The 2,957-nt window shown below is 75.6% G+C and carries 3 protein-coding genes; all 3 read right to left on the bottom strand.

The genetic code is table 11. The features are described 5' to 3' along the window. Positions 1-1,146 (bottom strand): glycosyltransferase (locus TR46_RS17985; protein ID WP_042402083.1); only part of this gene is annotated, 1,146 nt, incomplete at its 3' end. Then, positions 1,143-2,027 (bottom strand): polysaccharide deacetylase family protein, encoded by an 885-nt coding sequence (locus tag TR46_RS17980; protein WP_084718660.1) that lies wholly within the window; start codon positions 2,025-2,027, stop codon positions 1,143-1,145. The genes TR46_RS17985 and TR46_RS17980, both read right to left, overlap by 4 nt. Beyond that, positions 2,017-2,957, bottom strand: a 941-nt coding sequence (locus TR46_RS44315; protein WP_042402075.1) for a lipid II flippase MurJ, incomplete at its 5' end; no start/stop codon positions are given. The genes TR46_RS17980 and TR46_RS44315, both read right to left, overlap by 11 nt.

Below are 2,957 nucleotides of genomic sequence, written 5' to 3'. Positions count from 1 at the left end.
GGCGGGAGGGGTGGCGGTGCGGGCGAGCGGGGCCGGGCCGAGCCGGTCGTAGAGCTCGGCCACCCGAAGGGCGAGCCGGGCGATGTCGTAGCGCCGCACCGCCTCCGGCTGCGGCAGCGGGGTACGGCGCCGGCGCAGCTGCGCCAGCTCGGCCGCGTAGGCGGACGGTTCGGAGGGGATCCGGCGGGCGCCCGGTGCCGCCTCCGGCGGCAGTTCGGACAGCGCCGGTCCGGAGGACCAGCGCACCGGCAGTCCGGCGGCCAGCGCCTCGATCAGCGCCATCCCGAAGGTCTCGTTCCGGGACGGGGCCGCCAGCACGTCCATCGCCGTGAGCAGGTCCGGGACGTCGTCGCGCTCGCCGGCGAACACCACCCGGTCGGCGACGCCGACCGCGCGGGCCCGACGCTCCAGCGCCGGGCGCTGCTCCCCGTCGCCGACCAGCAGCAGCCGGGGGGCCGGCTTCCCGTCGCCGGCCGGCATCAGCGCCAGCGCGTCCACCAGCACCTCGAACCGCTTGCCGGGCACCATCCGGCCCAGACCGCCCACCACCAGCGCGTCCTGCGGCAGGCCCAGGCCGGCCCGGACGAACTGCCGGGTGGCGGCGCGGGTCGGCGCGGGCTGCGCGTAGCGGGCCGCGTCCACGCCGTTGGGGATGGTCACCACCCGGTGTGCGGGGACCCTCCAGTCGGCCAGGTGATCGGCGACCGAGTCGGAGACCGCCACGGTGCTGTGGCCGAGCCTCTCGGCGGCCAGGTAGAGGGCCCGCACGCCGAAGGTGGTCCGGCGCCCCTCGATGATCCCGGGCAGCAGCGAGTGCTCGGTGGCGACCACCGCGCCGACCCCGGCCAGCCGGGCGGCCAGCCGCCCGTAGACGCAGGCCCGGTAGAGGTGGCAGTGCACCAGGTCGTAGCCGCCGTGCCGGATCAGCCCGGTCAGCCGGGGCAGCGCGGCCAGGTCGCGGTTGCCCCGCATCCCCAGGTCGACCACCCGGACGCCGTCCGCACGCAGGCCCTGGGCCACCGTGCCCGGGTTCTCCAGGGTCACCACATCGCTGTGGTGACGGTCCGGCAGATGTCGTAGCAACAACCGTAGTTGCTGCTCGGCGCCGCCGGCGCCGAGGCCCGTGATCACGTGTAGGACCTTCATCGGGCACCCTCTCCGTCCAGACCGACACGCAGCCCGCGCAGCCGGTGCCGGGCGCGCTTGGCGCGCAGCCGCAGCCCGTTGTCGCGTTCGCCGACATAGGAGCGCGGCAGCGCCCAGCGGCCGGTGAGCGGGCCGTGCGCGATCGCGGCCCCGTAGTCGTAGCCACTGTCGCGGACGGCCGCGGCCGCGGCGGCGTCGACCGCGCCGTAGGGGTAGCAGAATCCTCCGACCGGCTCACCGAGGAGGTCCCGCAGCAGCTCGCGACTGCGCCCGGTCTCCTCGGCCAGGGTCTCGGCGGCGATCCCCGGCAGCGAGCGGTGGTACATGCCGTGCGAGCCGATCTCCACCCCGCAGTCGTGCAGCCGGAAGATCTGATCTGCCGTCAGCAGTGGTTTGCGCGGGCCCTCGTCCCAGACGTTGTGGCCGCCCAGGCGGCCGACCACGACGAAGGCGGTGGCGGAGAACCCGTACTGCTGCAGCACCGGCAGCACCCCGCGGGTGAGGTCGGCGTAGCCGTCGTCGAAGGTCAGTCCGACCAGGTCGCCGGCCCGGCCGGCCGCCTGCGCGCGCAGCAGCTCGCCGAGGCCGACGCCGCGCAGGCCGCAGGAGTGCAGCCAGGCCATCTGCCGGGCGAACCGGGCCGGGGTGACGGTGACCCGGTACGGGTCCTCCGTGTACTCGTCCACCGAGTGGTACATCAGCGCCCAGGGCGCCTGGGCGGGCCGGATCGCGGGGCCGGCGCACAGCTCCTCGCCCGGGGGCAGGGTGTCCGGGAGGCCGGTGTCCGGGAGGCCGGCGTCCCGGGAGCCTGCGTCCGGGGACCCGGCGTCCGGGGGGTCCGAGGGTGCCCTCCGCTCCCGGTGCAGAGGCTCAGCCACCATGGTTTCCCTCCCTTTCGGCTTCGTCGTCACGGCTGCGGGTCCGCAGCCTGGCGGTGGCTCCTGCGAGCGGTCCGGTGACCACCGGCGCCCTGAGCGCCACGGCGGCCAGTGCGAAGGCGGCGACGCCGACCACGGCGCCCAGCAGCACCGCGGGCAGCGCATGGGCGCCGATCGGCCGGGCGGCCGTGTAGGCGGCCGCGGCGGCGAGCGCGGCGGCGGCCAGCAGCCTGGCCTGGTCCAGCAGCACCGTCCGCAGCCGCAGCGCCACCCCGCGGGTCCTGATCCCCACCAGCAGCAGCACCGCGGTAAGGGTGATGCCGGCGGCGTTGGCGGCGGCCAGCCCGATCGCCCCGTAGCGGGTGACGGTGGCCAGCCCCAGCAGGGTGGTGACGAGCAGTCCGGTCGCCATCGCGGCCAGCGGGAACCAGTCGCTCCGCGTTCCCGACCTGGTCGGGGCGGCGCCGAAGGCCACCACCGGGCGGGTCGAGAAGAACGGCCGCACCAGCGCGCCGACCATGGCCTGGCCGAGCAGGCCCAGGCTGTAGACGCGCATCACCGAGGCGGTGGCGGCGGTGTCCTGGGCGGTGAAGGCCCCGCGCTGGAACAGCAGCGCGACCACCTGCGGGGCGCAGGCCATCAGCACCGCGGTGCCGGCCAGGACCAGTGCGCCGATCAGTCCGAGGTCCTTCTGCACCCGGTCCCTGGCCGCCTCCAAGTCGCCGTCGGCGAGGGCCCTGGCGACCACCGGGAAGGTGACGGTGCACACCAGCACGCCGAGGGTCATCGCCATCTGGGCGACCTTCTCGGCGTAGTTGAGGTGGGAGATGGTGCCGGGGGCGAGGGAGGAGGCGAGGTAGCGCTCGACGAAGACCTGGGACTGGCGGGTGAGGGTGAAGGTGGCGATGGGGAGCAGGGCCAGGGGGCTCAGGA

Origin of the sequence: Streptacidiphilus carbonis (assembly GCF_000787775.1) — a bacterium.
In the GTDB taxonomy this organism is placed as follows: domain Bacteria; phylum Actinomycetota; class Actinomycetes; order Streptomycetales; family Streptomycetaceae; genus Streptacidiphilus; species Streptacidiphilus carbonis.
Note: the sequence above shows the minus strand (reverse complement) of the source record. Positions and strands in the feature narration are given on the sequence as shown.